Genomic DNA, 6,784 nt, shown 5'->3' on the forward strand with positions numbered 1-6,784 from the left:
GTATGCCGACGTAACCTCAGAAATCGGCTCGAAAACAGTGCTGAGTTCCACAGACAGGGGTTCAACGTGGGTTGCCCAAGACGATGGCGTAGTCGCACCCGAGACATGGATTGGCTTCGGTGATTACTCCACGGGGACCTGGCTTCCAGTTCCCGTAAAGAATCTTGCCGTGAACATGAGTGTTTGGGCTGAGCTCGCACCGGCTAACAGCCTGACCCTGACCGACGAAGTCCCACTCGACGGTTCCGCCACCCTGGAAATCAAGTACCTGTAACCCGACCTCCCCCAACGGACTGCGCCGGGTACACGGCGTTGTCCCATTGCTAAAAGGACGACCCATCATGGAACGATGCTCCCGTACTCTTTTGACTTCGCTGTTGATCGCCTGCGCGCCGACAGCCCTCGCCGCCAGCAACGCCGAATTGAGCGTGACCGGCACCATCACGCCCAGCGCCTGTGCACCCGTCCTGTCAAACGGCGGCGTCATTGGACACGGCAAGGTGACGGCCCGCGACCTCGACCCGCTACTGCCCACCCGATTGCCCGCCGGTGAAATGCAGCTTCAGGTTCACTGTGAAGGCACCACGTACTTCACCCTGACCACGCGCGATAACCGCGAAGGTTCATCGGCGATCAATCCGGCATCCCATGGCCTGGGGATGGTCAACGACACCGAGAAACTGGGCAGCGTGGCGTTCGGGTTGTTCGAACCACTGGCCGACAGCAGGCCGGTGCAGACCATCCTGTCGCGCGACGGTGGTGGCACCTGGGTAGTTTCTTCGTATCTGGGGCATGCCGGGTTGACGGCCTTTGCGACACCCGGCGGTCCTCCGCATTTCCCCCTTGCCATGCGCGACCTGAGCGCCCGCCTGCGCGCCTTCACCGTCATTGCACCGACCAACGACCTCACCGTGATCGACGAGCTGCCCATCGACGGGCACGCCACGTTGCAGCTCGAGTACTGGTGAGTGTTCCTTTTTCCAGATCCCTATTCAGGAGTTACAGCATGAACAAGACACTCAACAGCCTGGTCGCGGCAATGCTACTGGCCAGCAGTGCCAGCGCTTTCGCGGCGTCCAGCACCGAACTGACCGTTACCGGGTTCATCACACCTAGCGCTTGCGAGCCTTCCCTGTCGAATGGCGGGAACGTGACCTACGGCAAAATTCCGGTCAAGGATCTGGACCCTGTCCGGCCGACGATCTTGGGGGAACAGACCCTGCAACTGACCGTCACCTGCGATGCTCCGACCAGGATGGCATTGGAAGCCAAGGACAACCGCGAAGGCTCTGACTTCGGTAACGACCCTATGAAGTACGGCCTGGGACTCATCAACACAACAGAAAAACTCGGTGACATGGACGTGTTTCTCAGGTTACCCGTGGCCGATGGTAGATCAGCCAGAGCCATCATTTCTGAGGACGGTGGCACGACCTGGTCCCCAAGTATCTTCCTGAGCCGCTTCAGTATTACGTCGATGGCCGATGTTGGCACCGTGGACCCGATACCGGCCGAGCTATTTACCGCAGATCTCGTAGTCTATCCGAGAATCGCCCCCACCAATCAGTTGACCCTGACCGACGAAGTCCCCATCGACGGCTCGGTAACCCTGACCGTGATTTATCTGTAAAGCACTGCCAATCCGAGGAACGGCAGGCATTCCGGCAACAACTGGAACGCCTGCCGCCCTCACCTGCACCCTAAAAAGGATTCACCCATGAACTTATCCACCGGCGCCCGGAGCCTGAGCCTCTGCCTCGGCACCCTCGCCCTCCTCTTCTGCGGTCGAGTCCTGGCCGACGGCATGGTGCCCGACACCTCCGTGGTGATCGTCAACGAAGCTGACGGCGAAGCCTCCGTCTCCGTGACCAACACCGATGCCAAGACCGCCCTGATGCACGTCACCATCGAAGACATCGCCGAGGACAAGGAGTCACTGGTGTTCGTCACCCCGCCACTGGCGCGCGTCGATGCCTCGAAAACCCAGCTGGTGCGTTTCATCCTGCAAACGGAAAAACCACTGCTGACCCAGCGCTTGAAGCGGGTGATTTTCGAAGGCATTCCTGAAGGCAAATCCGCGGTCGAAGCCGGGCATGCCCGCGTCGGCGTGACCGTGCGTCAGAACCTGCCGGTGATTCTGCACCCCAAAGGCCTGGCACCGAATCGCACCCCCTGGACCGATCTGCAATGGTCGCTCAAGGACGGTGAACTGACCGTGCGCAACGACACGCCCTACGTAGTCCGTCTGGGCCAGGAACTGCATTTGTTGCCGGCGGCAGTCAACGCGATGTTGCCGAAAACCTACGTGCTGCCCGGCGAACAGATCAGCGTCAAGGTGCCTGAAGGCGCGGCGACCCAGGTGCGTTTCCAGCCGGCCACGGTCTACGGTTTTGCGGTGCCGCATTACGAGGCACCGATCAAATCCTGAAACGAAAACTGACAGCGCCATAACGGAATAGAGCGCGCTGATGTTTCAAGGTGACGGCCATCAAGCCGTTGCCACAGGCGTGGCTGAGCACAGCCAAACGACCAGCACGCCGGCATAAACCAAGTGGAAATAATGAACACAGTATTGATTTACCGTGACGGCAAAGCCGTGCCCGCGATTCGAGCCAGCACCCGGTTTCAGATGAAACGGCGGGCGCCGATGGCGCTGTTGCTGGCGAACGCACTGATGGTTCTCGACGCCCAGGCTGACGGGGTGTCGCTGGCGTCGTTCGACAAAAACACGCTGATGCAACGCGGCATCGATCCGGCACTGGCCACGTTGCTGATGCAGGCGCCGCGCTTCACTGCGGGCAATCATCCGGTGACGCTCAGCGTGAATGGCCAGCGCAAGGGGCGCGTGGACGTTGCGTTCAATGATGACGGCGCGTTGTGCTTCGATCGCACGCTGCTGGATGCGGCCAACCTGAACGTGCCCGATCAGATGCTGGACGGTGGCCGCTGCCACGATTTCCTCGCCAGTGCGCCGCAGACCATTGTCGACCCGGACCCGGCCAACCTGACCGTCTCGCTGATCGTGCCCACTGACTCGTTTCGGGCAACCGAGCGCGACGTGTCCGGCTTTCAAACCGGTGGTGTGGCGGCGATGCTCAATTACGACGTCACCGGTTTGCAGAGCCGTTCCGCCGACAGTACCAGCCGCTACGCCTCGGCCAATACCGAACTGGGTTTCAATGCCGGTGACTGGATCGTGCGCAGTCGTCAGGTGCAAACCTGGCAGGACGACGTCTCCCGCACCACGCATGTTGCCGCCTACGCCCAGCGCACCTTCGCCAGTCACGAAGCCGTGCTGCAAGCCGGCCAGATCAATATGTACAACCCGGTGCTGGCCGGCGCGCAGATTACCGGCGTGCAAGTGCTCAATGAACAGGCGCTGCAGGTCGAAGGCCAGCGCGCGGTCATCGAAGGTATCGCCAACAGTCAGGCGCAGGTCGAAGTCCGGCAGAACGGTTCGTTGATTCATTCCACGGTGGTGCCGGCCGGGCCGTTTTCGCTCACCGACGTTCGCCGGCTCAACACCCGTTCCGACGTGGAAGTCACGGTCAAGGAAACCGATGGCAGCGAGCGCACATTTATCGTGCCCGCCGCGATGCTCGGCATCGGCCTGCCCGCGCCCGGCTATTCGCTGGCCGCCGGCCAGGTGCGCAGTACCGGCAATGAACAGGGTGGCGACCCGTGGGTCATCAGTGGCGGCTGGAGTGGTTCGATTCACCCGCAAGTCTTGCTCAGCGGCGGCCTCACCGGTGCCGCCGATTATCGCGCGGCGGGCGCCGGCGTGGGTCTGTTGCCCTCGCCCGATACCCAGGTGCAAACCACGCTGACCGCCGCCGACGCCAGTGGCAGGCAAGCCAGTCAGGGCCTCCAGGCGGACTTGAACGTTTCGCACCGCCTGAGCGATAGCTGGTCGCTGAATGCCGGCAGCTCCTACCGGACCCTGGGTTACCGCGAACTGGAAGATGCGGTGTTCAACACCACGGAGGACGACAGCCGATCGCGTTACCGCGACCAGCAAAGCGCCTCCCTGTCCTGGTCGCATCCGTGGCTCGGCGCGTTCGGCAGTGGCTTCAGCCGTTCCAGCTCGTTCGACGGCCAGAGCAGCAGCCGCGCCCTCGCGTCATGGGGCACCAGCATCGGTGGCGTGTCGGTCTCGGCCACCGCCGAATGGCAAGTCAGCGGTGCAGACCGCAACGATGACAGCGTCTTTCTCAACGTCAGCATTCCCTTGGGCGAGAACCGTCGTGCACGCACCTGGGTGCGCAGTTCTGCGGGCGATTACCGCAGCGGCGTGGGGTTGAGCGAGCAGATCAACGATCAACTGGCGTACCGCGTCGGCGTCGAACACGACACCCGCGATAAAGAAGTCCAATCCACCGCCGGCGTTTCGCTGCTGCCGCGCTACACCCAACTGGACCTGAACTACACCCGCGACGACGCCGAGCGCTCGAGCTATCAGGGCAGTGCGCGCGGCGGTGTCGTGGTGCACGGCGGTGGCGTGACGCTGTCGCCTTACCCGATACGCGACACCTTTGCCGTGCTCTCGGTGGGCGAGATGGGCGCGATCAAAGTGTCGACGCCGAGTGGCCCGGTCTGGACCGACTGGCAAGGTCAGGCGGTGATTCCGCAGGTGGCGGCGTACGGGCGTAGCCCGATCGAAGTCGACACCAAAACCCTGCCGCGCAATGCCGATATCAGCAACGGCCTGGCGGTGATTTCCGCCGGACGCGGCGCCGTCGACCGGGTCGAATTCGGCGTCAGCCTGACCCGTCGCGCACTGCTCAAAGCCACCACCGCCAACGGTGCGCCACTGCCACGGGGCGCTTCGGTGAACAACGAGGATGGCGAGTTCGTCACGCTGGTGCAGGACGGCGGCCTGGTGTTCCTGCCCAACGTTCTGGATCGCCGTGCGCTGTGGATCAGCGCCCCCGGAATGGAACGCTGCGAACTGCAATTCGAACTGCCGGACGACGCCGACACCAACGCCTATTACGAAACCGCTCCCGCCAAGTGCCGAGCGCTCTGAGGATGACTGCATGAACCTGTCGCGACTTTTGCTGCTGTCCCTGGCGCCCCTGACCCTGAGCGGATACACGCCTCTGGCCTGGGCGCTACCCGACGATTGCCAGTTCAACCTGAGCCAGCCGGTGCTCGATTACGGCTTGATGAACCGGGCTGTGCGCCCCGATCTGGCGCCGGAACGAAGCCTCGGCGAGCGCCACACCAACCTGAGCCTGAGTTGCTCGCACCCCACCGACATGAGCGTGTTTTACCGGGCCATGGCGGCGACGTCCGAGCGCTTTCACTTCGCCGAACGCGGCAGCTATCAAATACGCATTCGCGATGCGGTGCTCGATGGCCAATCGATGGAAATCGGGCTGATTGCCGGTGTCGGCCAGTCGCCCGCCGAAACGGGCTCGCGCCTGATCTGGCGACCGGACCACGGGGTGGTTCCGGTGCAGGCCGGCGTGCCGATGCAAGGGCGCAATTTCTCGGCGCAACTGGAGGTGACTGCGTGGGTTAAAGACCAGGGCATGCAGCTGCGTGACACCGTCACCTGGGAGGCGTCCGGCCTGTTCGACGCCGTGGCTGCCGGGCGTACTAAAGAGGCTTCCCTGCGCGCCCGTTTTGCACCGGCAGCCTGCGAACCGGTGCTGTCCAATGGCGGCGTGGTCAATTTCGGCACGCTGTCGAAAAGCGACCTCAACGCAGACAAGAGCACCCGCCTGCCGCCCAAGTCGTTGATGTTGACCGTGGGCTGCGATGCGCCGGCTTCATTCGCTCTGGTCATGCATGACAACCGCGCTGGCACGGCGACGGTCAACAGCGAGATTTACTACGGCCTCGGCACGGACAGCCGCAACAACAAAATCGGCCTGTACTCGCTGAATATCGACCCGGCCGACGCCAGTGCCGACAGCTTCGGCCGCCTCTATCGAACCGACTCCACCACCGCCGGTGCGGCCTGGAGTACGTCCAGCAACAGCCCGATCCCCATTGGCCAGAACAGCTACCTGAGCTTCACCGACAGCGCCGGCAGCAACGCCGGCCCGGTACTGATCCAGAACCTCAGTACCACCGTGACCGTCGAGGCGGTCATTGCGCCCACCAACAACCTGGATTTGAGCAGCGCCATCGACCTGGATGGCGCGGGAACGATCGAGATTATTTACCTGTAACACCCAACCCGACCCTGACGAATCCGCGGTGCACTCAAGCACCCCGGGCCAGTCAGGTCACAACCCTGGAAGTGAGAAACAAAAATGAAAAAGTACCTTGCAGCAATCTCCGCTACCGCATTGATCAGCGTTGCGCCGTTTGCACTGGCGGCATCAAGCACTGAACTGACTGTCACCGGTTTCATTACACCGAGTGCTTGTGAAATGAGCTTGTCCTCTGGCGGAATAATCGATGTCGGCGACCTGCAGATGAAGGATCTGAATCCAACCACCTTCACGCTGGTAAACGCTACGCCATTGGAGTTGGCCGTAGCCTGTGATGCGCCGGCGTTGTTTGCTATTAACGCCATCGATAACAACCCGGGCACATCGTGGAATGGCAGTGGTTACGGTCTGGGGCTGGTCGGCGATGACATAAAGCTGGGCGGCTTCACGCCCGCGATCACTCGCGTCACGGCAGACGGCGTGAGCGCGAGAGCCATTCAATCGGTTGACGGCACAGGCTGGACCGCTACCCCCGGCCTGTTTCCAGCCATGCTCACATCGACTGCCGCACTCGGCACGCTTGAACCGATCCCCGTGGAAAACCTCCAGATGAATCTCAT

General features: G+C 62.2%; 6 protein-coding genes and 1 pseudogene. All 7 read left to right on the plus strand.

Going from position 1 to position 6,784, the window contains the following annotated elements:
• Positions 1–274: pseudogene (locus F8N62_RS32040) on the plus strand (hypothetical protein); the annotation flags it as partial.
• Between the two features lie 67 nt (positions 275–341).
• A complete protein-coding gene (locus F8N62_RS30960) occupies positions 342–968 on the plus strand; it encodes a DUF1120 domain-containing protein (protein WP_150714177.1) in 627 nt (208 codons plus the stop codon).
• 38 nt (positions 969–1,006) lie between these two features.
• The gene (locus F8N62_RS30965) at positions 1,007–1,630 is read left to right on the plus strand and encodes a DUF1120 domain-containing protein (RefSeq protein ID WP_150714178.1); all 624 of its coding nucleotides are present in this window, start codon (positions 1,007–1,009) and stop codon (positions 1,628–1,630) included.
• Between the two features lie 87 nt (positions 1,631–1,717).
• Positions 1,718–2,428 (plus strand): fimbria/pilus chaperone family protein, encoded by a 711-nt coding sequence (locus tag F8N62_RS30970; protein ID WP_150714179.1) that lies wholly within the window; start codon positions 1,718–1,720, stop codon positions 2,426–2,428.
• Between the two features lie 132 nt (positions 2,429–2,560).
• Complete coding sequence (locus F8N62_RS30975) at positions 2,561–5,026, plus strand: fimbria/pilus outer membrane usher protein (RefSeq protein WP_150714180.1); 2,466 nt, start codon at positions 2,561–2,563, stop codon at positions 5,024–5,026.
• A gap of 10 nt (positions 5,027–5,036) precedes the next feature.
• Positions 5,037–6,179, plus strand: coding sequence for a DUF1120 domain-containing protein (locus F8N62_RS30980; protein ID WP_150714181.1), 1,143 nt, complete (start codon positions 5,037–5,039; stop codon positions 6,177–6,179).
• A gap of 84 nt (positions 6,180–6,263) precedes the next feature.
• Positions 6,264–6,784 (plus strand): DUF1120 domain-containing protein (locus tag F8N62_RS30985; protein ID WP_150714182.1); only part of this gene is annotated, 521 nt, incomplete at its 3' end.

The organism is Pseudomonas fluorescens, assembly GCF_902497785.1.
Classification (GTDB): domain Bacteria; phylum Pseudomonadota; class Gammaproteobacteria; order Pseudomonadales; family Pseudomonadaceae; genus Aquipseudomonas; species Aquipseudomonas fluorescens_BO.

What these genes read in the sequence shown, in the direction of transcription:
- F8N62_RS30965 (WP_150714178.1), top strand. Translation starts at nt 1,007, where the DNA reads ATGAACAAGACACTCAACAGCCTGGTCGCGGCAATGCTACTGGCCAGC.
- F8N62_RS30960 (WP_150714177.1), top strand. Translation starts at nt 342, where the DNA reads ATGGAACGATGCTCCCGTACTCTTTTGACTTCGCTGTTGATCGCCTGC.
- F8N62_RS30975 (WP_150714180.1), top strand. Translation starts at nt 2,561, where the DNA reads ATGAACACAGTATTGATTTACCGTGACGGCAAAGCCGTGCCCGCGATT.
- F8N62_RS30980 (WP_150714181.1), top strand. Translation starts at nt 5,037, where the DNA reads ATGAACCTGTCGCGACTTTTGCTGCTGTCCCTGGCGCCCCTGACCCTG.
- F8N62_RS30970 (WP_150714179.1), top strand. Translation starts at nt 1,718, where the DNA reads ATGAACTTATCCACCGGCGCCCGGAGCCTGAGCCTCTGCCTCGGCACC.